Genomic DNA, 24,054 nt, shown 5'->3' with positions numbered 1-24,054 from the left:
TCGGCGCGCTCACAGGCGAGCGCCCGTCTTGCCCGCACGGTTGACGATGGTGATGCTCGGGCGGCGTCCGCGGAGGTTGACGCGCAGGCGGAGGCTCGCGCTGCGGGCGATCAGAATAGCGATCACGATGGCGGCCGCGGCGGGGACCAGACCCGAGATCATGATGGCGGTGTGCGGCCCGAACGATTCGACGATCCAGCCCATCAGCGGGCCGCCGAGAGCCTGACCGCCGAGGAGCACCAGGATGTAGAGCGAGATCACCCGCCCGCGGATCTGCACGTTCGACGACATCTGCACGAGCGAGTTCGCGCCGGTGATGAAGAGCAGGTTGGCGACACCGATTCCGACGAGGAGGATGGCGAAGACGAACTCGTCCGGTGCGAATGCGGCGAGCGCCTGCACGATGCCCAGCGCGGCGGCCGTGCCGACGACCATGCTCAACCGGATGCTCGTGCGGCGCGTCGAGGCGAGTGCGCCGACCAGCGCCCCGCCCGCCACGAGCGCGTTGAACAGCCCGTATCCCTGGGCGCCCACGTCGAAGACGTTGTTCGCGTACGCGGCGAGGAGCACCGGCATGTTGAACGCGAAGACCGCGAGCACGGCGACCATCACGACGGTCCAGAAGATGACGGGCTTGCGGCGCACGTACCGCATCCCCTCTGCGAGCTGTCCCTTTCCGCGGGGAGCGGCGGGGGAGGAGTGCAGCTCGGAGCGGCGCAGTGAGGCGACTGCACCGACCACGGCGAGGCAGGCGACCGCATTGATCGCGAACGACCACCCGCCACCGACCGCGGTGATGAGGATGCCGCCGACGGCCGGTCCGATGAGGCCGCCGAGCTGGAAGATCGACGAGTTGAGGCTGATCGCGTTGCGCAGGTAGTGGGGGCCGACGAGCTCGTTCACGAATACCTGGCGGGCCGGGTTGTCGACGACCGTGACCAGCCCGAGGGCGAAGGAGATCACGTAGACGTGCCAGACCTCGGTCAGTCCGGTGAGGGTCAGCACCGCGAGCACGGCGGCGAGCAGCGCGGCCGTCGACTGGGTGATGATGAGCAGTTTCTGCTTCGAGTACCGATCGGCGATCACGCCGCCGTAGAGGCCGAAGACCAGCATCGGCGTGAACTGCATGAACACGGTCACACCGACGGCCGCAACGCTGCCGGAGAGCTGGAGCACCAGCCAGTCCATAGCGATCCGCTGCATCCATACGGCCGTGTTGGCGACGAGGTTGGACGCCGCGAACCTGCGGTAGTTGGGCACTCGGAGGGAGATGAAGGTCTCGCGCCACGGTGGGCGGGTGCTGAGGACCGGCATCGGTCCGGTGGGCGGTGCTGCGGTGGAGTTTGCCACGTTCTGTTCCTGCGAGTCTGGTTCCGTATAGAGGTCTGTCCTCTTGACGTTACGCAACCTGCGGTATTCTTGCAGCGAATTGAAGCTATAACTCCTATTGACTTTGTGAATGGATGCTCGATGTTCGACCCGGTCCTCCTCCGCACGTTCCTCGCCGTCGCCGACACGCGAAGCTTCACGAAGGCCGGAGCGCGACTCGGAATCAGCCAGCCGACCGTGAGCCAGCACGTGCGGCGTCTCGAACAGTCGGCGAAACGGCAGCTGGTGGCCAGGGACACCCGCGAGGTGCGGCTCACCGACAACGGTGACGCGATGGCGGGGTTCGCGCGATCGATCCTCGCGGCGCACGCGGAGGCCGAGAGCTATTTCAGCGGCTCCGCGATGCGAGGACGGCTGAGGTTCGGCGCCGCGGACGATCTGGCGATCACGACGCTGCCGCGCATCCTCAGGCACTTCCGGCAGCAGCACCCGCAGATCAACCTGGAGCTCACGGTCGACCAGTCGGGTCCGCTCTATCGCAAGCTCAAAGCGGGGCAGCTCGACCTGATCTTCATCAAACAGAATCCGGGAACCACCGAGGGCACCGTCGTGGCGACGGATGAGCTGGTCTGGGTCGGGCAGGAGAAGACCGTCGTCGACCCGGCCGAGCCCATCCCGCTCATCGCGTACCAGGGGCCGAGCCTGAGCCGGCAGATCACGATCGACGCGCTGGAGGAGGCGGGACGCACCTGGCGCATCACCTGCAACACGCGGGAGGTGAACGGGGTGCTCGCCGCCGTGCGCGCCGGTATCGGGGTCGCCGTGTTCCCGAAGTCGCTGATCCCCTCCGACCTGGTCAAGGTCAGCAACCGGTTCTCGCTGCCCGAGCTCGGCGGAGTGGATTTCACACTGCTGTCCAACCCCTCGGCGGCGCGCGAGCCGGTGGATGCGCTCACGGCGGCCATCCTCGCGCGCGCGGTCACGCGCATCCCCTAGCCCTCGAGCGGCACCCGGTCGGAGTCGGGGGAGCGCAGACCGCCATCGGATGCCCGCTTGCGCAGCGACAGCGCGATGATCGGGAAGAGCAGCACGCTGAGCATCCCAGCACCGACGAGAGCCGTCGCCGTGCCCTTCTGCAGGTCGCCGGATTCGAGACCGATGTTCGTCACGGCGACGATGATCGGCAGGCCGGTTGCGCTGAGCAGGGTGAGTGCGGTGCGGTCCCGGAACGTGGAGCCGGGCGGAGCGGCGAATGATCCGGGGATGCCGCGTATCACGATGAGGAGCAGCAGGAAGATCGGCAGGAGGAGGAGCGCCCGCGGATCGGAGATGAGCGCTTTCAGGTCGAATCCGATGCCGGTGTTGATGAAGAAGATCGGCACCAGAACCCCGAACGCCACGGCTTCGAGCTTGCCCTCGACCAATTCGGCGTCCGGCTTCTTGGCGCCGGACAGCAGCACCCGGCAGATCACACCGGCGGCGAATGCTCCGAGCAGCATGTCCAGGCTGAGAGCGAGGCTGAGGCCGACGAGGGCGGCGATCACGAGCACGACGAAGCGCACCGCGAACTGACCGCTGGTGTGAAGTGTCGCGCGCACCAGCCCGTGGAAGCGTTCGTGCGCGCCCCGTGAGGCCAGCCAGACGGCGACGCCGGCGATCACGGCGAACCCGATCAGCACCAGGGCGGCTGCGAGCGGACGGCGTCCGCTGAGGAAGAGTGAGATCGCCAGCAGGGGTCCGAACTCGCCGACAGCGCCGACCGCGGTCACGGCCCGGCCGAACGTCGTGTGCAGCTCGCCCGCATCCCGAAGCACGGGCATGAGCGTGCCGAGTGCCGTCGAAGTGAGTGCGATGCCCACGTAGACGCCCGCGATGACATCGGGCGCGAGCAGGATGCCCAGTCCCACCCCGACGACGAGCGAGACGACCCAGCCGAGCGAAGCCCGGCGCAACGGCCTGCCCTTGATCGCAGCGAAGTCGATTTCGTTGCCCGCCATGAAGAACAGGAAGGCGAGCCCGAAGTTCGCCAGGAAGTCGAGGGCGTCGGTCTTCGGGATCCAGCCCAGAACGCTGGGGCCGACCAGGAGGCCGAGCACGATCTCGAAGACGACGAGCGGGATCTTCGCGACCCGCCCGACCAGGGTGGCGAGCAGCGAGGCCGCGACCGCGATGAGCGGGATGAGGACAATGGTGCCGACGGCGGGGTCCATGCGCCAGATCGTACTCGCGGCGCGCTCGGGAGGCGTTCACACGGCCGAAACGCGCCAGGGATAGTGTGGCTCCATGCGTGACCTTCAGGCCAGAATCATCGAAGAACTCAACGTCAGCCCCACGATCGACCCCGCGACGGAGGTCGAGAAGAGGGTCGACTTCCTCGTGCAGTACCTGAAAGCCACAGGGGCTGCCGGGTATGTGCTCGGCATCAGCGGCGGACAGGATTCGTCACTCGCCGGCCGGCTCACCCAGTTGGCGGTCGAGCGTCTCGCCGATGACGGGGTCGATGCCGAGTTCTTCGCCGTGCGCTTGCCGTACTCGGTGCAGCAGGACGAGGACGATGCCCAGCTCGCTCTTTCGTTTATCAAGCCGAAGCGCACCGTGACGTTCAACATCAAGCGCGCGGTCGACGGATTCGAGGACGAGTACAAGGACGCGCTCGGCGACGACATGACCGACTTCACCAAGGGCAACGTGAAAGCCCGCGCTCGGATGGTCGCGCAGTACGCCATCGCGGGACAGCGGCGCCTGCTCGTCGTGGGAACGGACCACGCGGCAGAGGCGGTCACCGGATTCTTCACGAAGTACGGCGACGGCGGCACCGACATCCTGCCCTTGACCGGTCTCACGAAGCGACAGGGCCGAGCGATCCTGGAGCACCTGGATGCGCCCGAGCGCCTCTACACGAAGGCCCCCACCGCCGACCTCCTCGATCTCAACCCCGGCCAGACCGACGAGGACAACCTCGGGCACACATACAACGACATCGACGACTTCCTCGAGGGCAAGGAGGTCCCGGAGGAGGTCGCGACAGCGCTCGAGGCGCGCTTCCTGGCCACCGAGCACAAACGGCAGGTTCCGGTGAGCATGTTCGACGACTGGTGGCACGGACGCGGCGGGTACACCGAGGTCGCTCGGTAGCTCACGCACACGCAGACAGAGAGAGGGCCGGCGGATGATCCGCCGGCCCTCTCTTTCGGGTGGAGTGTCCTACCGGGTCAGACCGGCTGCGAGAGCCGGGTGGTCGGAGCGGTGTCGGTGCCGACCGCCGCGGTGCCGGGCTCCCGGGTGAACGTCTGCGGGCTCGTCGAGTCGTCCACCGCCGCGGGGACGGGGGTGAACTGCTCGTGGTGCTGCTGGGCGACCCACGCATCCTGTCGCTCGAGCAGCACTCGGTCGGTATCGGTGTTCTCGAACCGCCAGCGCTCCAGGTCGCCCTGGAAGATCCGGCGAGCCCGATGCGGCTTGTTCTGCCACTCGATCAGCCGGTCGCGGAACTCGGCGATGGCCGGGTCGAGCTGGTAGCCGAACGTCGCCGACGCGCGCTTCATCTCGGCGAGCTGGTGACCCGCCCAGTTGGCGGCGATGCCGGCTCCCTTGATCGGGAGGAGCCGCACCATGATGTCGGCCTGCCCGACGGCGCGATCGGAGAGAACCTGCTCGCCGGGGGTCAGTGAGTTCCAGACGGATGCCTCGGTCGCCGCATCCACGAGGGCCGCGATGGCCGACGCCTTCTGCTGACGATCGGTGCGGGAGAGCAGACCCTTGATCGCGCCACGGGCGATCAGAGCTGCGAGCAACCCGGCGAAGATCACGGCAACCGCGAGCACCACCGCGTTCAGGATCATCGGTCGTGCTGCCGACGATGTGAGCCAATCAACGAATTCATTCCACCACTGCATGCGGCGATGGTAATCCCGGTCGGGCGCGCATCCCGGGAGCCTGGCCGCAGTGTCGTGGAGTCGTGACCGCGACGTTGGACCGGGTCGTTTTCCGGCGGTCCGTCGGCGCGGCCGTCACCGTCGCTGCCGGACGGTCACGCCTCCGTGTGCTCGGTGCCGTGAACGGCGTACGGGTCGATCGCGGCGACCTCAGCGGTGGTGAGCGGGGGAGCCTCCAGCGCCGCCACATTCTGCTCGAGCTGGGCGACGCTCGACGCGCCGATCAGGGCGCTCGTGACGGCAGGCTGCCGCAGCACCCAGGTCAGTGCGAGCTGCGCGAGCGTCTGGCCGCGCCCGGCAGCGATGTCGTTGAGTGCCCGGGCGCGCTCGAGATAGATCGGGCTGAGCTGCTGCTCCGAGAGGAAGCGGCTGGTGGCGACGCGCGACCCGGCCGGGACCGAGCCGTCGAGGTAGCGGTCGGTGAGCAGCCCCTGAGCGAGCGGGGAGAAGACGATACTGCCGACACCCAGCTCGTCGAGCACGGGGAACAGACCGTTCTCGATGTGCCGGTCGAACATGGAGTAGCGCGGCTGGTGGATGAGCAGGGGCACCTTGTGTTCGGCGAGGGCGGCCGCGGCGGCTCGGGTCTGCGCCGGGTCGTAGTTGGAGACGCCGACGTAGAGAGCCTTTCCCTGCTGCACGGCGGTCGCCAGAGCGCCCATCGTCTCCTCGATCGGGGTCTCCGGGTCGGGACGGTGCGAGTAGAAGATGTCCACGTAGTCGAGACCGAGGCGTTCGAGGCTCTGGTCGAGGGAGGAGAGCATCGTCTTGCGGGACCCCCACTCGCCGTACGGGCCGTCCCACATCCCGTAGCCCGCCTTGCTCGAGACGATGATCTCGTCGCGGTACGGAGTGAGGTCTTCGCGCAGGATGCGCCCGAAGTTCGTCTCCGCGCTGCCCGCGGGCGGTCCGTAGTTGTTGGCGAGGTCGAAGTGCGTGACGCCGAGGTCGAACGCGCGCCGCACGATCGCGCGCTGTGTCTCGATCGGGCGCTCGTCGCCGAAGTTGTGCCACAGGCCGAGGGAGAGTGCAGGGAGCTTGAGGCCGCTTCGGCCGGTGCGGTTGTAGGTCATCGTCTCGTAGCGGTCGCCTGCGGCAGCAAAAGTCATGCTCTCATCGTAGGAGAATGTTCTCGACCCGAAGCGAGAGGTGTTCCTATGCAGACGTTCGTGGTGGCCGGAGGGTGTTTCTGGTGCCTGGATGCGGTCTACCGCGTGCTGCGCGGTGTTCAGGATGTGGTGTCGGGCTACACCGGCGGCACAGCGGTCGACCCGACCTACGAGGAGGTGTGCACCGGTTCGACCGGGCACGCCGAAGCGGTCGCGGTCACGTTCGACCCCGAGGTCATCCCGGCCGGCGTCATCCTCGATGTCTTCTTCACCCTGCACGACCCGACCCAGCTGAATCGGCAGGGCGCCGACATCGGCACCCAGTACCGGTCGGCGATGTTCTACGACGGCGACGAGCAGAGGGCGCTCTTCGAGGATGCGCTCGCCCGAGCGCGCACGTATTGGGACGGCGAGATCGTCACCACTCTCGAGCCCCTCGGCACGTTCTACCGGGCTGAGGAGTATCACCAGGACTTCTTCGCCAAGAACCCCGGGCAGGGCTATTGCCTGGCCGTGGCACAGCCGAAGGTGAACAAGATCCGCGCGTCGTACGCCGACTACGTCATCGCTGCGTAGGTCACGCTTCTCCACAGCGCGAGGAATCGGGTCGCTCTCCCCAGATCCAGTCCTTTCGCGCCGGCGGCTCCGGATGCGGTCGAGACTCGTCTCATCGCCCGCGTCGGGCGGCTGAGCACGAGGAGAGCACTATGACCGATTCCCTGTCCATCCGAGGTTTCGTCGCGACGGTTCCGAACCACCTGACCACCGACGAAGGCCTCCCGATCACGACGTTCCGGCTGGCGAGCACGCGCCGCAGATTCAACCGGGAGACGAAGTCCTGGGAGAACGGTCCGACCAGTTGGTTCACGGTCTCGACCTATCGCCAGCTTGCGTCGAACGTGGCCGGCTGCGTTGCGAAGGGCGATCCCGTCCTGGTGACCGGGCGCCTGAGCGTGCGGGAGTGGGAGACCGGTGAACGATCGGGAATCGTCGTCGAGATCGATGCCGATGCGATCGGGCATGACCTGTCGTGGGGGTCGTCGGCGTTCAGCCGCACGATCAAACGGTCTGCCGGCGAGGGCGATGAGCAGGGAGGAACGGGCGGAGCGGATGCTGATGACGCGAACGGTTCACCAGGTGTCGCCGCGTAGTATGTAAGGTGTTCAGCCTGCCCCAGATCCACCCTGCCCCAGATCCACTCTGCACCAAGATCCACGGAGACCAGATGCCGCACCTTCCGAATTCGTCGACCGTTGCGGATTCCCGGAGCCGTCGGTCGGCCGTCGGAGTGGCTGTCGGCATCTCCCTTGCAGTGGGTCTCGCACTCAGCGGCTGCGTGGGAGGCACGACGGGCGGCACGAGCTCGCACAGCGCATCCGCCGCGCCCGCACCGAGCGCCACGAGCTCCGCTCCGGCCGTCGTCGAGCTGCACCCGCAAGGCTCGGCGCAAGACAACCTGCCGTTCTTCGACCAGGTCAACCGGGCGACGCTCGCCGCGCATCCGAACGCGGTCGGACGCGACTTCATCGACGCGCTGGTGGCCGCCGGATTCGACAAGTCGAGCATGCAGCTCACCGTCGACACCACGACGATCGGGCTCAAGGCCAATTCGATCCAGTTCTCCGTGCGCATGGGTGACACCTGCCTGATCGGCCAGAACGGAGCCGATGCCGGCGGCTACAACAGCCAGGTGACCGCCGTGCTCGCCACTGGTGCCTGCCTCATCGGGGAGACCCGCCCGATCGACTGGTAGCCGAGCGGCTGAGCTCGCGGCGCTCCGTCGCGGAGTTCGACCGAGCGCTCACACGCCTTCTTCCCACGCACTCACCCTAGGATTGATCCCATGGCCGAATACATTTACTCGATGGTGCGCGCCCGCAAAGCGGTGGGCGACAAGCTGATCCTCGACGACGTGACCATGTCGTTCCTCCCGGGAGCGAAGATCGGCGTGGTCGGACCGAACGGTGCGGGTAAGTCGACCATCCTCAAGATCATGGCCGGGCTCGACACTCCGAGCAACGGCGAAGCGAAGCTGTCGCCCGGGTACACCGTCGGCATCCTGATGCAGGAGCCCGTTCTCGACGAGACCAAGACGGTGCTCGAGAACGTGCAGGAGGGCGTCGGCGAGATCAAGGCGAAGGTCGACCGGTTCAACGAGATCTCGGCGGAGCTCGCCGACCCCGATGCCGATTTCGACACGCTCCTCGGCGAGATGGGCACCCTCCAGGAGCAGATCGACGCTGCCGACGCGTGGGATCTCGATTCGCAGCTCGAGCAGGCGATGGATGCGCTGCGCTGCCCACCGGGGGACTGGCCCGTCACGAGCCTCTCCGGCGGTGAGAAGCGACGCGTGGCCCTCTGCAAGCTGCTCCTGCAGAAGCCCGACCTCCTGCTGCTCGACGAGCCGACCAACCACCTGGACGCCGAGAGCGTGTTGTGGCTGGAGCAGCATCTGGCCAAGTACCACGGTGCGGTGCTCGCGGTGACCCACGACCGGTACTTCCTCGACCATGTCGCCGAGTGGATCGCCGAAGTCGACCGCGGTCACCTCTACCCGTACGAGGGCAACTACTCCACGTATCTGGAGAAGAAGCAGGCTCGTCTCGAGGTGCAGGGTAAGAAGGACGCGAAGCTGTCGAAGCGTTTGTCAGAGGAACTCGACTGGGTGCGCAGCAACGCGAAAGGCCGTCAGGCCAAGTCGAAGGCGCGCCTGGCCCGCTACGAGGAGATGGCCACCGAGGCGGAGCGCACCAGAAAGCTCGACTTCGAAGAGATCCAGATTCCGCCGGGACCGCGGCTCGGCCAGATCGTGATCGACGCCAAGAATCTGGAGAAGGGCTTCGGAGACCGCAAGCTGATCGAAGAACTGACCTTCACGCTGCCGCGCAACGGCATCGTCGGCGTCATCGGCCCGAACGGTGTGGGCAAGACCACGCTCTTCAAGACGATCGTCGGCATGGAGCCCCTCGACGGCGGCGACCTGAAGATCGGCGAGACGGTCGAGATCTCCTATGTCGACCAGTCGCGAGGCGGCATCGACCCGAACAAGACGCTGTGGGAGGTCGTCTCCGACGGACTCGACTACATCCAGGTCGGCAAGATGGAGGTTCCGAGCCGGGCCTACGTGTCGACGTTCGGATTCAAGGGGCCCGACCAGCAGAAGAAGGCCGGCGTACTCTCCGGTGGCGAGCGCAACCGTCTCAACCTGGCGTTGACGCTCAAGCAGGGCGGAAACCTGCTGCTCCTCGACGAGCCGACCAACGACCTCGACGTCGAGACGCTCTCCAGCCTGGAGAACGCGCTCCTCGAGTTCCCGGGGTGCGCGGTGGTCATCACCCACGACCGGTGGTTCCTCGACCGGATCGCCACGCACATCCTGGCCTACGAGGGCACTGAGGAAGATCCGGCCAACTGGTACTGGTTCGAGGGCAACTTCGAAGCGTACGAGGAGAACAAGGTCCAGCGCCTCGGCCCCGACGCGGCCAAGCCGCACCGCTCGGCCTACCGCAAGCTGACGCGCGACTGACGCGGAGCGGACGATGAGACTGCACGTGCCGATCCGGCTGCGCTGGAGCGACCTCGACGCCTACGGCCATGTGAACAACGCTGAGATGCTGCGACTCCTGGAGGAGGCGCGCATCCAGGCGTTCTGGATCACAGACGACGACACTGGCGACGGTGCGGGCGCGGTCGGATCGAGCACGGCGGTTCTCGACGGCCGACCCGGCGCAGACACGCTCACGCTCATCGCGCGCCAGGAGATCGAGTACCTCGCGCCCATCCCGTACCTCCGGCAGCCCCTCGACATCCAGCTGTGGCTCGGCAGGCTCGGCGGTGCCAGTCTCGAGGTCTGCTACGAAGTGTGGTCGCCCGAGGCAACCGAACCGCCGGTGCTCTACTCGCGTGCCGCCACGACGATCGTGCTCGTGGATGCGGCGAGCGAGCGGCCACGCCGCATCAACGACCGCGAACGTGCGGCCTGGACGCCGTACCTCGACGAGCCCGTGGAGTTCACCAAGCGAGGCTGACGCCCGACCGGTCGCAGGCGGGGATGCGCGGGCGCCTAGTTCGAGACCGTGACCGTGTCGCCCGACACAGTGGCCTTGAGCTTCTTCAGGGGCGTCGAGGCAGGGCCGTCCAGCACATCACCGGTGGTTCCATCGAAGCGTGACCCGTGGCACGGGCAGTCGAACTCTTTTCCCTGCGGCGCGACCGTGCATCCCAGGTGGGTGCAGACCGCACTGAACGCGACCACCGCTCCCTCGGTGGGCTGAGAGACGACGATCGGAGCCGTCCCGAGCCTCGCCGACACCGCGCCGCCGACCGGGATGGTGGCGAGCGGCATCGTGATCGGACTGGCGGCCGCGCCGTTCCCTGCGTCTGCAGGACCGGTGCAGGCGGTGAGCACCAGCGCGCCCGCCCCCAGCGCCGCTGCGCTTCCGATCGTCACAAGTGTTCGGCGCGAGAGCTGGGTCGAATCGGTCATGCGAGTCCTCACGGGTCGGCGTAGCTTTGGTCTATCGGTATGCACGAGTCTCCGGAGTATTCGGTTCAGCGAGTCGGCGATTCCGGTGAACTTTTAGTGCGGCGTCAGCGTGTACGTGTTGGAGGTGCTCATGCCGAACGACGATTCGCGACTATTGCGGGAGCTGCACGATCAGCACGCGCAAGCCGTATGGCGCTACGTCGTGCATTTGACCGGCGATCGGGCGATGGCCGACGACGTCGTGCAGGAGACGCTCCTGCGGGCGTGGAAGAGGCCGGCCGTGCTCGACCAGTCCCAGAGCTCTGCCCGGGCCTGGCTGTTCACCGTCGCACGCAACCTCGTCATCGACGACAAGCGCAGCGCCCACAGCATCCACGAGTTCGGCACGGATGTGCTTCCCGAGCGTGAGGCCCGGAACGAGTCCGACGCCGTGCTCGACGCCTGGCTGGTCTCGGATGCTCTCGCCGAGCTCTCCATCGAGCACCGAGCGGTGATCGTGCACGCCTACTACGGCGGCCGATCGATCGCCGAGATCTCCCGAGAATTGGACATCCCGGAGGGCACTGTGAAATCGCGCATCCACTACGGGTTGCGGGCGCTGCGGCTCGCATTGCAGGAGAGGGGTGTGACTGAGCGATGACGACACACGACGAATTCGTCACCTGGGATGGCGCGTACCTGCTCGGGGCGCTGTCCAGTGCCGACCGGCGGGCGTACGAAGAACACCTCCGCACGTGCGATGCATGCACGGCAGCCGTATCCGAGCTGGCCGGCCTGCCCGGGCTCCTCGGGCACGTCTCGGAGGCCGAAGCCTTCGCCCTTCTCGAGGCCGACCAGACGGCGGGCCAGGGTGTGCCGCAAGGGCAGACCACGAGCATCCGGGAAGCCGAACGGCTCAGCGCCGACGGTTCGAACCCCGACCTCCTCGGTGGTCTGCTCCGGGCCGCGCGCCGACGTCGCATCCGCACGCGCTGGTGGGCGGCGGGCTCGTTGGCGGCCGCTGCCGTCATCGTGGTCCTGAGCGCGATCGTCGTGTCGAGCCTTCTGATGCCGACACTCACCCCGGCTCCTGAAGCGGGCAAGAGTGTTGTGATGACCCAGGTGGAGCCGAGCGGTCTGTCGGCCGACATCAAGCTCGTCGCCGAGCCGTGGGGTACGAGGATCGAGTCGCGCTGCAGCTACGCGGACTGGGACGGGCAGGCGCCCGGACGCTCGTGGACGTATGCCATGGTCGTCACCGATCGCAACGGTCGCGAGACTCAGATCTCGACCTGGGAGGCGGCGCCCGGAACCACGGTCGAGCCGACGGCGACGACCAGCGTTGCGGTCGCGGACATCGCGAGCGTGGACATCCGGTCGGCGGCGAACGGTACGGTGCTGCTGCAGAGCACCTTCGACTAGCGCGGAGCGGGCACCCTGATCGTCGCCTCCTGGGCGACGCTGGCGATGAGGCGTCCCTCGCGGTCGTAGATGCGGCCGAGAGCGAGGCCGCGCCCGCCGCTGGCGCTGGGCGACTCCTGTGTGTACAGGAGCCACTCGTCGACCCGGGCGGGCCGGTGCCACCACATCGCGTGGTCGAGACTGGCCGCCTTGAGCCCGGGGGTCGCCCACGCGATACCGTGGCGACGCATCACCGACTCCATGATCGTGTAGTCGCTGGCGTAGGCGAGCGCTGCCCGGTGCAGCTCCGGGTCGTCGGGCAGCCTGTCGATCGCCCGGAACCAGACGGCCTGGTGGGCGACGTGCTCACCGTCGACGGTGAGGTAGATCGGGGAGGTCACGTGGCGCATGTCGAAGGGGCGTTCGCTCGCCCAGTACTGGGCTACCGGATGCGCGACGTTCTCGAGCGTGGAGGCAGAGTTCGGGAGTGTCTCGGGCTCGGGGAGATCTGCGGGCATGACGACCTGGTGGTCGAGGCCGTCGTCCTCGTCCTGGAAGGAGGCGATCATCGACAGGATGGGCAACCCGCTCTGGTACGCCTGGGTGCGCCGCGTCGAGAACGATCGGCCGTCGTGGATGCGGTCGACCGAGAACGTGATGGGCAGGTTCACGTCGCCCGGGCGCAGGAAGTAGCCGTGCATGGAGTGGATGATCCGGCCGTCGGGTACCGTGCGCGTCGCCGCGACGATCGACTGTGCGAGCACCTGTCCGCCGAACACGCGTCCGAGCGGCATCCACTGCGACGGACCGGTGAAGATGTCCTCGCTGGTGCGTGCTCCGGTGTCGGTCAGGTCGAGCGCGGTGAGCAAGGATGCAAGGGGCTCGGTCACGGTGCCTCCATCGAGTGGTCGTCTTGGTAGTTTAGACAGCAGATGAGCCAGACATTTTCACTCGTGGATTCCCTCGCCGTTTCCGACCTCCAGACCTACCTGTCCCGAGCCGCGCGCGTCGAGGAGGGTTCCGTGCGCCTGATCGGCGGATCGGGCGTCCTCGCCGTGTATTCGGCGATCCTGTACCCGCGCGGGCTGCTCGACCAGACGCCGACCGTCCTGGGGCTGCGCACGTTCGCGATCCAGCCGGGCGCCGACTTCGATGCGGTGGTACCGATCCGGTCGCTGCTCGATCGTCTCGCCCGCATCGGCGAGGCCGTCGCTGCGGGCACGACGCCGGAGGGGCCCGTCGAGGTGCGCATGCCGCTCGAGGTTTCGACCGTCACCTGGGCCGGCATCTCGCCGCCGCGCGGAGGCTGGCGTCCCGTCGGGCAGACGAGTTTCCAACTGCTGGAGCAGACCGCCAAGACCGGTATCGCCGAGGTGGCGGAGGCGGTGCCCACCGGAACGGGCGAACAGCTCGTGCAGCGCGTCCGCGCCGAGGTGTGGGGCCGGCCCATCGACGATCTCGAGTACGTTCCCGCCGGCGCCGCGTTCGCTGCGGAGAGCCTCGGCTTCCTTGCAGCCGACGAGCCCGTGACGATCCTCGAGACCGGCCCGTGGACACGCCTCACCACCCGGCGTGGCCACATCCTGGTGCGTCGCCAGGCCTGGAGTCTGCGCGGCTAGCTCCGATCAGCCGCGCGCGACCGCTCGTCCGGCTTGGCGGCCTGAGAAGAGGCAGCCCCCGAGGAAGGTGCCCTCGAGCGACCGGTAACCGTGCACTCCGCCGCCGCCGAATCCGCTGGCCTCTCCCGCCGCATACAGACCCGGCACCGGGGAGCCGTCCGCTCCGAGCGCGCGGCCGTCCAGGTCGGTCTCGATGCCGCCGAGACTCTTGCGGGTCAGGATGTGCAACTTGACTGCGATGAGAGGCCCGGCTTTCGGGTCCAGCAGCTTGTGCGGGCTGGCGACGCGGATGAGCTTGTCGCCACGGTAGGCGCGGGCTCCGCGGATCGCGGTGATCTGCGCATCCTTGCTGAAGTCGTTGTCGAGTTCGCGATCGCGCTCCTGGACGTGCCGTGCCACCAGCTCGCCGTCGAGCGGAACCTCCGCGAGGCGCTGCATTCCCGCGATGAGCTCGTCCAGCGTGTCCGCCACCACGAAGTCGGCGCCCTTGTCCTTGAACGCTTCGACGGGCGCCGGCGCACCGGAGCCGACCCGTTTCGCCAGCAGGCGGAGGTCCTTGTTCGTGAGGTCGGGGTTTTGTTCACTGCCCGAGAGGGCGAACTCCTTCTCGATGATCTTCTGAGTAAGCACGAACCAGCTGTAGTCGTGCCCGGTCGCGCGCAAGTGCTCGAGAGTGCCGAGTGTGTCGAAGCCGGGGAACAGCGGAACCGGCAGTCTGTTCCCGGTCGCATCGAGCCAGAGGGACGACGGACCCGGCAGGATGCGGATCCCGTGCTTGTCCCAGACGGGGTTCCAGTTCTCGATGCCCTCGGTGTAATGCCACATCCGGTCGCCGTTGATCAGGCGAGCGCCCGCGGCCTCCGTGATCGCGAGCATCCGGCCGTCGACGTGCGCGGGTACGCCCGAGAGCATCTTCGCCGGGGGAGTCCCGAGCCGCTCGGGCCACGCGGCGCGAACGAGGTCGTGGTTGCCTCCGATGCCGCCGCTGGTGACGATGACCGCCCCCGCGCGTAGCTCGAAGTCACCGACCTGGTCGCGGTTGCTGGGGGCACCGCGTAGTGCAGCATCCGGGGCGAGCACCGCTCCGCGCACCCCGGTGACAGCACCCGATTCGACGATCAGCTCGTCGACCCGATGGCGGTGCAACAGGGTGACCGACCCGGATGCGGCCCCCGCCTGGACCCGGCGGAGGAACGGCGCGAGCACACCGGGCCCGGTGCCCCAGGTGATGTGGAACCGTGGAACGGAATTGCCGTGGCCGCCCGCCGTGTACCCGCCGCGCTCCGCCCAGCCGACGATCGGGAAGAACCGGACGCCCTTCTCGTGCAGCCAGGCGCGCTTCTCGCCTGCCGCGAACTCCAAGTATGCCTCGGCCCACAGCCGAGGCCACTTGTCTTCGTCGCGGTCGAATGCCGCACTGCCGAGCCAGTCCTGGCGGGCGAGTGCGAGCGAGTCGGTGATGCCCATCCGGCGCTGCTCGGGGGAGTCGATGAGGAAGAGTCCGCCGAACGACCACCACGCCTGCCCGCCGAGGGAGGCCGACGGCTCCTGCTCGACGATGGTGACGCGTTTGCCTGCGTCGAGCAGCTCACTCGCTGCGACGAGTCCGGCGAGGCCGGCTCCGACGATGATGGCGTCGGTGTTGCGCGATTCGGGTCCCGCCGGCTCGGTACGGCGCGAAACTGACTCGTTCGGGTTGGGCGTCATCCTTGTGTCTCCTTCGGCACGCGACTTTTATTGTGCAGTATGACGGTTCGAATCAACCACATCACGTTCGACAGCGCCAACGCCTACCAACTCTCGCGTTTCTGGGCCCAGGTCACCGGGTTCGCGGAGGACCCGGACAACCCCAATCTGCCCGACGACGCCGAGAACCTCATCCTGAGCGCGGACGGCGCGACGAAGCTGCTCTTCATCAACGTGCCGGAACCGAAGTCGGTGAAGAACCGTGTGCACCTCGATGTCGCGCCGATCGATGGCACACGCGACGAGGAGGTCGAGCGGCTCATCGGGCTCGGCGCGACCCTGTATGCGGACCAGCGGACACCGGATGGGCGCGGCTGGGTGGTGCTTCAGGATCCGGAGGGCAACGAGTTCTGCGTCGAGCGCAGTGCGGCCGAGCGCGAGGTGGAGGAGCTGGCCGCGCACCCGACCTGATCGTGCAGAGGGGTCACTCCTCGAAGGTGTTGACCATGGCGAAGGCAGCGCGTTCGAGGTAGGCCCACAGGGTCTCCTCCTGCAGGGGCGGCAGGCCAAGTTCGTCGACGGCGTCGCGCATGTGCTTCAGCCAGCGGTCTCGGGCGTCGGGGTTGACCTTGAACGGCGTGTGGCGCATCCGGAGCCGCGGGTGGCCGCGCAGCTCGCTGTACGTGCCAGGACCGCCCCAGTACTGCTCGAGGAACATGGTCAGTCGTTCGGCTGCTGGGCCGAGGTCGTCTTCCGGGTACATCGGCTTCAGCACGGGATCGTCGGCCACACCGCGGTAGAACGTGTCGACGAGTCGGCGGAAGGTCGCATGGCCGCCGATCTGGTGGAAGAACGTCTCGTCGACGCCTTCGCTGGGGATGCTCACGTCACTCCTCGGGTGGCTTGGTCGTCGACGGCTTGTCGGGCTCAGGCGGTGTCGTCGGACGCGGTTGGGTCTTCGGTGTGGCCGTGGTCTTCGGTGTCGCCGGAGTCTTCGGCTCGATAGGCGTCTTGAGGGTCACTGACCGGGGGTCTGCCAGGGCGGCCCCGGAGCGCTTGGCCGCGGCGCGCGCCTTCCGGCCCTTCGGCAGCTCTTCGACCACGGGGGTCGGCCGAGTGCGCGGCGGTTTGGCGCCGTTCACGCTGGCGGCCCCGTCGAACCCGCTCAACACGATCGCGCTGAGCGACGGCAGCTTGACTCCCATTTCGTCGAGCGCCTCCTTCAACCGCTTGCGCAGTTCGCGGGAGACGTCGTCCTTGGCGGTCGTCCTGGTCTTCAGCACGAGACGCGTGACGAGGGCCTCTGCGGAGATCGATTCGAGCCCCCAGATCTCCGGCTTCTCCAGAATGCGCGAGCGCCACTTCGGGTCTGTGGCCAGCGCCGTGCCGACGTCCAGCATCCTGCGCTCGACGGCTTCGACGTCGGCGTCGTACGGAACGGCCAGGTCGATGATGACGCGCGACCAGCCCTGGGACATGTTCCCGACCCGCAGGATCTCGCCGTTGCGCACGAACCAGAGAACGCCGTTCACATCACGAACCTGGGTGACGCGGATGCCGACCGCCTCGACCACGCCGGTGGCGGGACCGAGGTCCACCACATCCCCGACTCCGAGCTGGTCCTCCATCACCATGAAGAGACCGTTGAGCACGTCCTTCACGATGTTCTGGGCGCCGAAACCGAGGCCGGCGCCGAGCGCTGCGGTCAGCAGAGCGAGCGACCCGAGCACTTCGGAGGCGAAGACATTGATGATGAGGATGATCGCGATGATCCCGATCGTCACATTGACGATGTTCGAGAGCACGGTTCCGAGCGTCCGTGTGCGCTGCACGACACGAACGGCAGCAAGGGGAGAGGCGACCAGCGCCTGGGTGTCGGTGACGCTCTGGTTCTTCTTCACCCCGCTCACGATCTGGTGCACCACGCGCCGGATGATCACCCTCAGAATCCAGCTCAGCAGGAGCGCGCCCGCGACGATGCATACCGCGGTGAGTAGTTTCCACCCGCTCGCAACCGCCCAGCTGCCGAGCTCGGTCCAGAAATTCGTTGTCGCCACCATAGGTCTTCGAGCCTACCGACCCTCGCCTTGGCGGGGGCTGGATTCAGCGGTCGACGAGCCCGTGATCGTACGCGAAGATCACCGCGTGGACCCGGTCGCGCAGGTGGAGTTTGGCCAGCACGCGCCCCACGTGCGTCTTGACCGTCGATTCGGTCAGGTAGAACTTCTCGCCGATCTCGCCGTTCGAGAGGCCCTGGGCGATCGCCAGCAGGATCTCGCGCTCGCGCGGGGTCAGTGCTGCCGTCGGGTCGACGACCGGAGCGCCGACCGGTGCGGATGCGGGCAGCCGATCCGCGAACAGCTCGAGCATCGAACGGGTCACCCGGCCGGAGACCGCCGCGTCGCCGGCCGCAACGGCCCGGATCGCCGAGGTCAGCTCGGCGGGCCGCGCGTCTTTCAGCAGGAAACCGCTCGCACCCGCTCGAAGACCGCCGAACGCGTACTCGTCGAGGTCGAAGGTGGTGAGGATGATGATGCGCGCGGCCGGATTCGCGGCGACGATGCGCCGGGTCGCCTCGATCCCGTCGAGGTTCGGCATGCGCACGTCCATCAGGATGACGTCGGGCCGGGTCTCGACCGCCAGTCGCACGGCCGCCACCCCGTCGGCGGCCTCGCCGACGACGGAAAGGTCTGGCTCGGCATCCAGGACCATCCGGAAGCCGAGGCGCACGAGCGCCTGGTCGTCGACGAGCAGGACTCGGATCGGTGCCGCGTCGGTCACAGGGATGCTCCTCGCGTGTCTGGATGCTTCTCGATGGTGTCGAAGACGGCATGCAGCCGCCAGCCGCCTCCGGGTCTCGGTCCGGCCTCGAGGGTGCCGCTGTACAGCGCGACACGTTCGCGGAGACCGAGCAGGCCGCGGCCGGTGCCCTGTCCGGCAACACCGTGCACGGCTGCATCGTCGTCGACGGTGATCGAGATCGAGTCTGCGGCGTACGCGATCTTCACGTCGACGACCGTCGCCAGTGCGGCGTAGCGCAGGGCGTTGGTGAGGGCCTCCTGCACGACGCGGAACACGGTGAGCTGCTGTCCGGTGTCCGTCGGCGCTGTTCCGGTGACGGTGATGTGCACGGGGAGGCCGGCGGCCCGGAAACGCTCGACGAGCTCGCCGAGTTCGCCGATGCCAGGCTGCGGTCCTCGCTGCGCGCCGTCCTCTTCGGTGGCCCGTAGCACGCCCAGGAGCCTGCGCATGTCGCCGAGAGCCGAGCGCCCGGTCTCGGCCACCATCCGCATCGCATCCGCCGATCGTTCGGGGGAGGATTCGACCAGCCGGGACGACCCGTCGGCCAGCGTGATCATGACGGTCAAGCTGTGCGAGACGATGTCGTGCATCTCGCGGGCGATGCGACCGCGTTCGGCGGCCGCTGCGATCACGGCCTGCTGATCACGTTCCCGCGCCAATTGCTGGGCGCGGTCGATGAGCGCGACGAGATAGCGGCGCCGATTGCCGATGTTGACGCCGATCAGCACCCAGAAGAGGGAGATCAGGACGACCGTGACCCAGGATGCCGTTGGATTGGAATCGAACGGAGCGTACGTGGTCCCTGCGCCGATCACCGGATTCGCCGGCTCGCCGCCGATCGGCACGGTCGCCCCGCCGAGGAAGAGCGCGCCGATGGCGAGAGCCCCTGCCGTAGCGACGGAGACGACCCCGAATGCGATCCAGGCGGCCGGCGCCGAGCGGTACACGGCGATGGCGTAGAGGGCGAAGAGCACCACGACGAAATCGACCTCGCGACCGAGGAACAGGCTCGCCACCATCGACACGAGGGCGATGGCGAAGACGGCGACTGGATAGCTACGGCGGAGGAAGAGCGCAGCGCCGGCTAAGGCCGCCAGTCCCAGTCGGACCGCGTTCTGCCAGGTCGGATCGGTGAACATCCACACGATCCCGATGACGATCGTCGGCACCAGGTAGATGCCCGCGATCACCGCATCCACCATCACCGGATGCGCGGCCAGGAATCGCCGGATGACCCCAGGTGGCCGGGGGAGTTCGAGATCTCCCCCGACCGGAGAAGCCGTCCGGTCGGGGGAGATCTGGTCGTTCGTCATGGAGGAAACGCTACGCGTCCCGGCGCTTCAGGAAGACGGCGCCGACCACGAACGACACTGCAGTCCAGACCGCGACGATCAGCACGTTCTGCCACGGCTCGAAGTCGGCGTTGGTCCCGCCCGCGAGGGCCTGACCGGCGGTGCTGATCAGGTACTCCGGAACGTGCTTCAGCCACTCGATGTCGGTCAGCGAGTTCACGATGTTCACGATGATCGGCAAGAGGAACACGACGCCGAGTGCGGCGGCGATCCCGCCTGCTGCTGCGCGCAGGATCGTGCCGAGGCCGAGCGCGAACACCGAGACCAGGCCGAGATAGAGTCCGGCCCCGAGGATGGCCCAGGCCGTGCCCTGCGTGAAGTCGGCGTCGAGCCCTTTACCCGAAAGCACGGGAGCCGCGATGGCGTACCCGGCGGCGGTGACGACCACACCGACGACGAACGAGCAGACGAACAGCACGATCGCCTTGGCGACGAACACCGGAGTGCGGCGAGGCACGGCGGCGAACGACGACCGGATCATGCCGGTCGAGTACTCCCCGCTGATCACCAGGACACCGAGAACCGCTACGGCCAGTTGGCCGAACAGGAGCCCGAACGACGCTGCGCTCATCACGAAACTCGACCGGGCCGAGGGCGGCATCTGACCGATCACGGACTCCGGGATGGAGAACGACACAAGGGTCGTGATCCCGAGCCCGAGGATCAGGACGATCGCGTACGTCCAGAACGTGGAGCGCAGCGAGCGGAACTTGATCCACTCCGAGCGGACGACCCGTGGGAAGGTGAGATGCCCGAGTGACGTGTGGCGGGTGGTGGGTGCGACTGCGGTGCTCATCGGGAGACCTCCGTGCGGTATTCGACCTCGTCCTGCGTGAGCGCGAGGTAGGCCTCCTCGAGAGAGGCGTTGATGGGGGTGAGCTCGTGGAGCACGATGCCGAACTGCGCAGCGGCCTCGCCGATCTGCGCGGCGCTGAGCCCGTCGATCTCGACGAGCTGGCTTTCGAGCCCGGTGATGGTCACGTCGGCGCCCTGGACAGCGCGTGCAAGCTCGTCGACCTGCGGGCTGCGCACGCGCACGGCGTTCCGCATCGCGCCGTCGAGGATGTCCTGCACCGGTGCGTCGGCGAGGATGCGCCCGCGACCGAGCACGATGATGTGGTCGGCGGTCTGCGCCATCTCGCTCATCAGGTGCGACGACAGGAACACGGTGCGGCCTTCGCTTGCGAGGTGGCGCGCGAACTGACGCACCCAGAGGACGCCCTCGGGGTCCAGGCCGTTGACCGGCTCGTCCAGGATGAGCGTGGCCGGGTCCCCGAGCATGGCCGCGGCGATCCCGAGCCGCTGCCCCATGCCGAGGGAGAATCCGCCGACGCGTTTGCTCGCGACGGCTTCGAGTCCGGTGAGTCCGATGACCTCGTGCACGCGCCGCTTGGGGATGCCGTGGGTCGCGGCCATCGCCAGCAGGTGGTTGTAGGCGGTGCGGCCGGTGTGCACTGCCTTGGCATCGAGCAGAGCGCCCACCTCGGTGAGAGGGGACTTGTGCTCGACGTAGCGCTTGCCGTTGACGATCGCAGTGCCGTGAGTCGGCCGGTCCAGCCCCATGATCATGCGCATGGTGGTGGACTTGCCGGCGCCGTTGGGACCGAGGAACCCGGTGACCTTTCCGGGCTGGATCGTCGCCGAGATGTCGTTGACGGCGGTCTTCGCGCCGTACGTCTTGGTGAGACGGGTGAGTTCGATCATGGATACGACTCTATTGAGGTTGCACCGCCGAATCGTCGGATACCGGTCTGGCAATACAGTGCGCGGGATGGTACCGGAGTACCATCCCGCGCATGCTCTCGGCGTGGCCTACCGCGCGTCGCGCTCCTGCGCTGCGATGGCGCGCTCGACACCCGCCAGGTTCTCGACCACGAGGCGGCGCAGAGCGGCAGGCTCCTGGTGCGCGTCGAGCCACGCACGGGTCGCATCCCGCAGCTCGGCGTTCGCCAGCGGCGCCGGGTACATACCCGCGACGAGGTATTCCGCGATCTTGTAGCTGCGCGACTCCCAGATGGTGAGCAGCGAGTCGAAATACGGCTTCACGAACGCGGCGAGCACGGTCTTGTCGGCCGCACGCTGGAACCCGAGGCCCGTGTACCGCACGATCGTGTTCGGCAGGCTGTCGCTTCCGAACACGGAGTCCCAGGCCGCCTGCTTGCCGTCGAGGGTGGGTGCGGATGCGGCGGCTTGGGCTGCGAACTGGGCGCCGTTGGCCGTGTTGTCCGCCTTCAGAGCCGCGTCGATCTCAGCCGTGCCCGCCTTTCCGCCGGCGACGAGCGCGATCAGCAGCTCCCAGGCGAGGTCGGTGTCGACCTCCAGACCGTCGAGCGCGGTCTCCCCGGCGCGGAGGGCCGCGATCGTGGCGAGCTGCTCATCCGTCGACGCCAGGGCGGCGAAGAACTTGACGAACTGGAACTGGGCATCGCTGCCGGCCTCGGCCTGCTGGGCGAGCGTCCAGAGAGCGGACGCCGCATCCTCGACCGTCGCCTTCTGCTTCTCGGGCGCGACATACGATCCAGCCGCGAGCACGAGCTGGCTGAGAGTGGTGCGGATGGTCGTCGACTCGGTCTCGGGCGCGATGTTTCCGAGCACCAGACGCACGTAGTCGCTCGCCGACGTCTCGGCGTCGCGGGTCGCATCCCACGCCGCGCCCCAGACGAGCGAGCGGGCGAGCGGGCTCTCGATCTCGGAGAGGTGCTCGATGGCGACCTTCAGCGACTCCTCGTCGAGACGGATCTTCGCGTAGGCCAGGTCGTCGTCGTTGAGCAGCACGAGCGCCGGGCGCGCGAGGCCGACCAGTTCGGCGACCTCGGTGCGCTCGCCATCGACGTCGAGCTCGATGCGGTGGTCGCGCACCAGCTTGCCCCCGACGAGGTTGTAGAACCCGACGGCGAGGCGGTGCGGCCGGATGGTCGGGTAGTCGGCGGCGGCCGACTGGAGGATGGCGAACGACGTGATCCTGCCGTCGGCATCAACGTCGATCTCAGGGCGCAGTGTGTTGACGCCGGCCGTCTCGAGCCACTTCTCCGACCACTCCGTCAGGTCTCGGCCGCTGGTGGCCTCCAGCTCGACGAGCAGGTCGCGCAGCTCGGTGTTCGAGTGCGAGTGCTTCTTGAAGTACTGCGCGACTCCGGCGAGGAAGTCGTCCTGGCCGACCCAGGCGACGAGCTGCTTGAGCACCGACGCCCCCTTGGCGTAGGTGATGCCGTCGAAGTTGACCTGGACGTCTTCGAGGTCGTTGATGGTGGCGACGATCGGGTGGGTCGAGGGCAGCTGGTCCTGCTTGTACGCCCAGCTCTTCTCCATGGCGGCGAACGTCGTCCAGGCCTCGTGCCATTCGGTGGCCTCGGCGGTGGCCAGTGTGGAGGCGTACTCGGCGAAGGACTCGTTCAGCCACAGGTCGTTCCACCACTTCATGGTGACCAGGTCGCCGAACCACATGTGGGCGAGCTCGTGCAGGATCGTGACGACGCGACGTTCCTTGATGGCGTCTGTGACCTTGGACCGGAAGACGTACGTCTCGGTGAAGGTGACGGCGCCGGCGTTCTCCATCGCCCCGGCGTTGAACTCGGGCACGAAGAGCTGGTCGTACTTCTCGAACGGGTACGCGTAGTCGAACTTCTCCTCGTAGAACTCGAAGCCCTGACGGGTCTTCTCGAAGATGTAGTCCGCATCCAGGAACTCGGCCAGGCTCTTGCGTGCGTAGACGCCCAGCGGGATGGTGCGGCCGTCGCGGCTAGTGAGCTCGCTGTGCTCCGAGACGTAGGGGCCGGCGATCAGCGCCGTGATGTAGGAGGAGATGACCGAAGTCGGCGCGAAGGCCCAGGTCTTGGTGCCGTCGCCCGCATCCGTGGGCTCGGGGGTGGGGGAGTTGCTGACAACGGCCCAGTGGGCGGGGGCCGTGACGGTGAAGGTGAACTGCGCCTTGAGGTCGGGCTGCTCGAACACCGTGAACATGCGCCGCGAATCCGGAACCTCGAACTGGCTGTAGAGGTAGACCTCACCGTCGACCGGGTCGACGAAGCGGTGCAGACCCTCGCCGGTGTTGGTGTACAGCGCGTCGGCGACCACCGTCAGTTCGTTCTCGGCCTGGAGACCGTCGAGCTGAATGCGCACGCCGTCGCTGACGGCGGAGGGGTCGAGATCGGAGCCGTTCAACGTGACCGAGTGCACCGTGCGCGTGATCGCGTCGATGAAGGTCGACGCGCCCTCGGTGGCAGAGAACCGCACCGTCGTCGTCGACAGGAATGTCTCGGGACCAGTCGTCAGGTCGAGGGTGACGTCGTAGCTGTGGGTGCTGACGAGCGCGGCACGCTCCTGTGCTTCGACGCGGGTGAGGTTTTCTCCGGGCAA

25 protein-coding genes are annotated in these 24,054 nt (G+C 67.6%); 11 read left to right on the top strand and 14 right to left on the bottom strand.

Going from position 1 to position 24,054, the window contains the following annotated elements; translation table 11 throughout:
* Nucleotides 1-9 precede the first annotated feature (9 nt).
* Entirely contained in the window at nucleotides 10-1,314 is a 1,305-nt protein-coding gene (locus ACFVV0_RS14795; RefSeq protein ID WP_387065194.1) for an MFS transporter, read from the bottom strand.
* A 156-nt stretch (nucleotides 1,315-1,470) separates the two neighbouring features.
* On the opposite strand from ACFVV0_RS14795, the gene ACFVV0_RS14790 reads away from it, so the two are divergent.
* Nucleotides 1,471-2,325, top strand: coding sequence for a LysR substrate-binding domain-containing protein (locus ACFVV0_RS14790; RefSeq protein ID WP_387064521.1), 855 nt, complete (start codon nucleotides 1,471-1,473; stop codon nucleotides 2,323-2,325).
* Here ACFVV0_RS14790 and ACFVV0_RS14785 read toward each other — a convergent pair.
* Nucleotides 2,322-3,539, bottom strand: coding sequence for a cation:proton antiporter (locus ACFVV0_RS14785; protein WP_387064518.1), 1,218 nt, complete (start codon nucleotides 3,537-3,539; stop codon nucleotides 2,322-2,324). The genes ACFVV0_RS14790 and ACFVV0_RS14785 overlap by 4 nt on opposite strands.
* A gap of 73 nt (nucleotides 3,540-3,612) precedes the next feature.
* On the opposite strand from ACFVV0_RS14785, the gene nadE reads away from it, so the two are divergent.
* On the top strand, nucleotides 3,613-4,464 hold the full coding sequence (nadE, locus tag ACFVV0_RS14780) for an ammonia-dependent NAD(+) synthetase (protein ID WP_387064515.1): 852 nt from the start codon (nucleotides 3,613-3,615) through the stop codon (nucleotides 4,462-4,464).
* A gap of 77 nt (nucleotides 4,465-4,541) precedes the next feature.
* Here the strand turns inward: nadE and ACFVV0_RS14775 are convergent, their stop codons facing one another.
* Complete coding sequence (locus ACFVV0_RS14775) at nucleotides 4,542-5,225, bottom strand: hypothetical protein (protein WP_387064512.1); 684 nt, start codon at nucleotides 5,223-5,225, stop codon at nucleotides 4,542-4,544.
* A 134-nt stretch (nucleotides 5,226-5,359) separates the two neighbouring features.
* On the bottom strand, nucleotides 5,360-6,373 hold the full coding sequence (locus tag ACFVV0_RS14770; RefSeq protein ID WP_387064509.1) for an aldo/keto reductase: 1,014 nt from the start codon (nucleotides 6,371-6,373) through the stop codon (nucleotides 5,360-5,362).
* A 48-nt stretch (nucleotides 6,374-6,421) separates the two neighbouring features.
* Between ACFVV0_RS14770 and msrA the strand changes: the two genes are divergently transcribed.
* The 5 genes from msrA to ACFVV0_RS14745 all read left to right on the top strand — a co-directional run bounded on the left by msrA (nucleotide 6,422) and on the right by ACFVV0_RS14745 (nucleotide 10,401).
* Nucleotides 6,422-6,949 carry a peptide-methionine (S)-S-oxide reductase MsrA gene (msrA, locus tag ACFVV0_RS14765; protein WP_387064507.1) on the top strand — a complete coding sequence of 176 codons (528 nt, stop codon included), beginning with the start codon at nucleotides 6,422-6,424 and terminating at the stop codon, nucleotides 6,947-6,949.
* A gap of 131 nt (nucleotides 6,950-7,080) precedes the next feature.
* A complete protein-coding gene (locus ACFVV0_RS14760; protein ID WP_387064504.1) occupies nucleotides 7,081-7,524 on the top strand; it encodes a single-stranded DNA-binding protein in 444 nt (147 codons plus the stop codon).
* Nucleotides 7,525-7,661: 137 nt separating this feature from the next.
* Nucleotides 7,662-8,126, top strand: coding sequence for a DUF6993 domain-containing protein (locus tag ACFVV0_RS14755; protein ID WP_387064501.1), 465 nt, complete (start codon nucleotides 7,662-7,664; stop codon nucleotides 8,124-8,126).
* 90 nt (nucleotides 8,127-8,216) lie between these two features.
* Entirely contained in the window at nucleotides 8,217-9,899 is a 1,683-nt protein-coding gene (gene ettA / locus ACFVV0_RS14750) for an energy-dependent translational throttle protein EttA (RefSeq protein WP_387064498.1), read from the top strand.
* Between the two features lie 13 nt (nucleotides 9,900-9,912).
* A complete protein-coding gene (locus ACFVV0_RS14745; protein WP_387064495.1) occupies nucleotides 9,913-10,401 on the top strand; it encodes an acyl-CoA thioesterase in 489 nt (162 codons plus the stop codon).
* A 35-nt stretch (nucleotides 10,402-10,436) separates the two neighbouring features.
* Here ACFVV0_RS14745 and ACFVV0_RS14740 read toward each other — a convergent pair whose 3' ends face one another.
* Nucleotides 10,437-10,859: a ubiquinol-cytochrome c reductase iron-sulfur subunit gene (locus ACFVV0_RS14740; protein WP_387064492.1), complete on the bottom strand. Its 423-nt coding sequence runs from the start codon at nucleotides 10,857-10,859 to the stop codon at nucleotides 10,437-10,439.
* A gap of 130 nt (nucleotides 10,860-10,989) precedes the next feature.
* On the opposite strand from ACFVV0_RS14740, the gene ACFVV0_RS14735 reads away from it, so the two are divergent.
* Together ACFVV0_RS14735 and ACFVV0_RS14730 are read left to right on the top strand one after the other, a co-directional pair.
* Nucleotides 10,990-11,499, top strand: coding sequence for a sigma-70 family RNA polymerase sigma factor (locus ACFVV0_RS14735; RefSeq protein ID WP_387064489.1), 510 nt, complete (start codon nucleotides 10,990-10,992; stop codon nucleotides 11,497-11,499).
* Entirely contained in the window at nucleotides 11,496-12,260 is a 765-nt protein-coding gene (locus ACFVV0_RS14730; RefSeq protein WP_387064486.1) for an anti-sigma factor family protein, read from the top strand. Before ACFVV0_RS14735 ends, ACFVV0_RS14730 begins: the two co-directional genes overlap by 4 nt.
* Here the strand turns inward: ACFVV0_RS14730 and ACFVV0_RS14725 are convergent.
* Nucleotides 12,257-13,129, bottom strand: a complete 873-nt coding sequence (locus ACFVV0_RS14725) for an acyl-CoA thioesterase (protein ID WP_387064483.1) — start codon at nucleotides 13,127-13,129, stop codon at nucleotides 12,257-12,259. The two genes, ACFVV0_RS14730 and ACFVV0_RS14725, sit on opposite strands and share 4 nt — an antisense overlap.
* Before the next feature lie 42 nt (nucleotides 13,130-13,171).
* Here ACFVV0_RS14725 and ACFVV0_RS14720 point away from each other — a divergent pair, with 42 nt between their 5' ends.
* On the top strand, nucleotides 13,172-13,858 hold the full coding sequence (locus tag ACFVV0_RS14720; protein ID WP_387064481.1) for a hypothetical protein: 687 nt from the start codon (nucleotides 13,172-13,174) through the stop codon (nucleotides 13,856-13,858).
* 6 nt (nucleotides 13,859-13,864) lie between these two features.
* On the opposite strand, the gene ACFVV0_RS14715 is transcribed toward ACFVV0_RS14720, so the two are convergent.
* Entirely contained in the window at nucleotides 13,865-15,565 is a 1,701-nt protein-coding gene (locus ACFVV0_RS14715) for an FAD-binding dehydrogenase (protein ID WP_387064478.1), read from the bottom strand.
* Between the two features lie 39 nt (nucleotides 15,566-15,604).
* Between ACFVV0_RS14715 and ACFVV0_RS14710 the strand changes: the two genes are divergently transcribed.
* Nucleotides 15,605-16,015 carry a VOC family protein gene (locus ACFVV0_RS14710; RefSeq protein ID WP_387064476.1) on the top strand — a complete coding sequence of 137 codons (411 nt, stop codon included), beginning with the start codon at nucleotides 15,605-15,607 and terminating at the stop codon, nucleotides 16,013-16,015.
* Nucleotides 16,016-16,028: 13 nt separating this feature from the next.
* Here ACFVV0_RS14710 and ACFVV0_RS14705 read toward each other — a convergent pair whose 3' ends face one another.
* From ACFVV0_RS14705 to pepN, 7 genes are all read right to left on the bottom strand, one after another.
* On the bottom strand, nucleotides 16,029-16,424 hold the full coding sequence (locus tag ACFVV0_RS14705; RefSeq protein ID WP_387065192.1) for a globin: 396 nt from the start codon (nucleotides 16,422-16,424) through the stop codon (nucleotides 16,029-16,031).
* A 7-nt stretch (nucleotides 16,425-16,431) separates the two neighbouring features.
* Nucleotides 16,432-17,604, bottom strand: coding sequence for a mechanosensitive ion channel family protein (locus ACFVV0_RS14700; protein WP_387064474.1), 1,173 nt, complete (start codon nucleotides 17,602-17,604; stop codon nucleotides 16,432-16,434).
* Between the two features lie 43 nt (nucleotides 17,605-17,647).
* The gene (locus ACFVV0_RS14695; RefSeq protein WP_387064471.1) at nucleotides 17,648-18,325 is read right to left on the bottom strand and encodes a response regulator; all 678 of its coding nucleotides are present in this window, start codon (nucleotides 18,323-18,325) and stop codon (nucleotides 17,648-17,650) included.
* Nucleotides 18,322-19,659, bottom strand: a complete 1,338-nt coding sequence (locus ACFVV0_RS14690) for a sensor histidine kinase (protein WP_387064469.1) — start codon at nucleotides 19,657-19,659, stop codon at nucleotides 18,322-18,324. Before ACFVV0_RS14690 ends, ACFVV0_RS14695 begins: the two co-directional genes overlap by 4 nt.
* Before the next feature lie 10 nt (nucleotides 19,660-19,669).
* On the bottom strand, nucleotides 19,670-20,494 hold the full coding sequence (locus tag ACFVV0_RS14685) for an ABC transporter permease subunit (RefSeq protein WP_387064466.1): 825 nt from the start codon (nucleotides 20,492-20,494) through the stop codon (nucleotides 19,670-19,672).
* Nucleotides 20,491-21,402: an ATP-binding cassette domain-containing protein gene (locus ACFVV0_RS14680; protein WP_387064463.1), complete on the bottom strand. Its 912-nt coding sequence runs from the start codon at nucleotides 21,400-21,402 to the stop codon at nucleotides 20,491-20,493. The genes ACFVV0_RS14685 and ACFVV0_RS14680 overlap by 4 nt, the downstream gene beginning before the upstream one ends.
* Nucleotides 21,403-21,510: 108 nt before the next feature.
* Nucleotides 21,511-24,054: an aminopeptidase N gene (gene pepN, locus ACFVV0_RS14675; protein WP_387064461.1), complete on the bottom strand. Its 2,544-nt coding sequence runs from the start codon at nucleotides 24,052-24,054 to the stop codon at nucleotides 21,511-21,513.

Source organism: Leifsonia sp. NPDC058230 (genome assembly GCF_042882245.1).
Lineage (GTDB): Bacteria > Actinomycetota > Actinomycetes > Actinomycetales > Microbacteriaceae > Leifsonia.
The sequence above is the reverse complement of the archived record's forward strand: the minus strand, read 5'-3'. Positions and strand labels throughout refer to the sequence as shown.

Excerpts from the sequence above, each read along its gene's own strand:
- ACFVV0_RS14795 (WP_387065194.1), bottom strand. The coding sequence starts at position 1,314 with ATGCCGGTCCTCAGCACCCGCCCACCGTGGCGCGAGACCTTCATCTCC.
- ACFVV0_RS14790 (WP_387064521.1), top strand. The coding sequence starts at position 1,471 with ATGTTCGACCCGGTCCTCCTCCGCACGTTCCTCGCCGTCGCCGACACG.
- ACFVV0_RS14785 (WP_387064518.1), bottom strand. The coding sequence starts at position 3,539 with ATGGACCCCGCCGTCGGCACCATTGTCCTCATCCCGCTCATCGCGGTC.
- nadE (WP_387064515.1), top strand. The coding sequence starts at position 3,613 with ATGCGTGACCTTCAGGCCAGAATCATCGAAGAACTCAACGTCAGCCCC.
- ACFVV0_RS14775 (WP_387064512.1), bottom strand. The coding sequence starts at position 5,225 with ATGCAGTGGTGGAATGAATTCGTTGATTGGCTCACATCGTCGGCAGCA.
- ACFVV0_RS14770 (WP_387064509.1), bottom strand. The coding sequence starts at position 6,373 with ATGACTTTTGCTGCCGCAGGCGACCGCTACGAGACGATGACCTACAAC.
- msrA (WP_387064507.1), top strand. The coding sequence starts at position 6,422 with ATGCAGACGTTCGTGGTGGCCGGAGGGTGTTTCTGGTGCCTGGATGCG.
- ACFVV0_RS14760 (WP_387064504.1), top strand. The coding sequence starts at position 7,081 with ATGACCGATTCCCTGTCCATCCGAGGTTTCGTCGCGACGGTTCCGAAC.
- ettA (WP_387064498.1), top strand. The coding sequence starts at position 8,217 with ATGGCCGAATACATTTACTCGATGGTGCGCGCCCGCAAAGCGGTGGGC.
- ACFVV0_RS14745 (WP_387064495.1), top strand. The coding sequence starts at position 9,913 with ATGAGACTGCACGTGCCGATCCGGCTGCGCTGGAGCGACCTCGACGCC.
- ACFVV0_RS14740 (WP_387064492.1), bottom strand. The coding sequence starts at position 10,859 with ATGACCGATTCGACCCAGCTCTCGCGCCGAACACTTGTGACGATCGGA.
- ACFVV0_RS14735 (WP_387064489.1), top strand. The coding sequence starts at position 10,990 with ATGCCGAACGACGATTCGCGACTATTGCGGGAGCTGCACGATCAGCAC.
- ACFVV0_RS14730 (WP_387064486.1), top strand. The coding sequence starts at position 11,496 with ATGACGACACACGACGAATTCGTCACCTGGGATGGCGCGTACCTGCTC.
- ACFVV0_RS14720 (WP_387064481.1), top strand. The coding sequence starts at position 13,172 with ATGAGCCAGACATTTTCACTCGTGGATTCCCTCGCCGTTTCCGACCTC.
- ACFVV0_RS14715 (WP_387064478.1), bottom strand. The coding sequence starts at position 15,565 with ATGACGCCCAACCCGAACGAGTCAGTTTCGCGCCGTACCGAGCCGGCG.
- ACFVV0_RS14710 (WP_387064476.1), top strand. The coding sequence starts at position 15,605 with ATGACGGTTCGAATCAACCACATCACGTTCGACAGCGCCAACGCCTAC.
- ACFVV0_RS14700 (WP_387064474.1), bottom strand. The coding sequence starts at position 17,604 with ATGGTGGCGACAACGAATTTCTGGACCGAGCTCGGCAGCTGGGCGGTT.
- ACFVV0_RS14690 (WP_387064469.1), bottom strand. The coding sequence starts at position 19,659 with ATGACGAACGACCAGATCTCCCCCGACCGGACGGCTTCTCCGGTCGGG.
- ACFVV0_RS14685 (WP_387064466.1), bottom strand. The coding sequence starts at position 20,494 with ATGAGCACCGCAGTCGCACCCACCACCCGCCACACGTCACTCGGGCAT.
- ACFVV0_RS14680 (WP_387064463.1), bottom strand. The coding sequence starts at position 21,402 with ATGATCGAACTCACCCGTCTCACCAAGACGTACGGCGCGAAGACCGCC.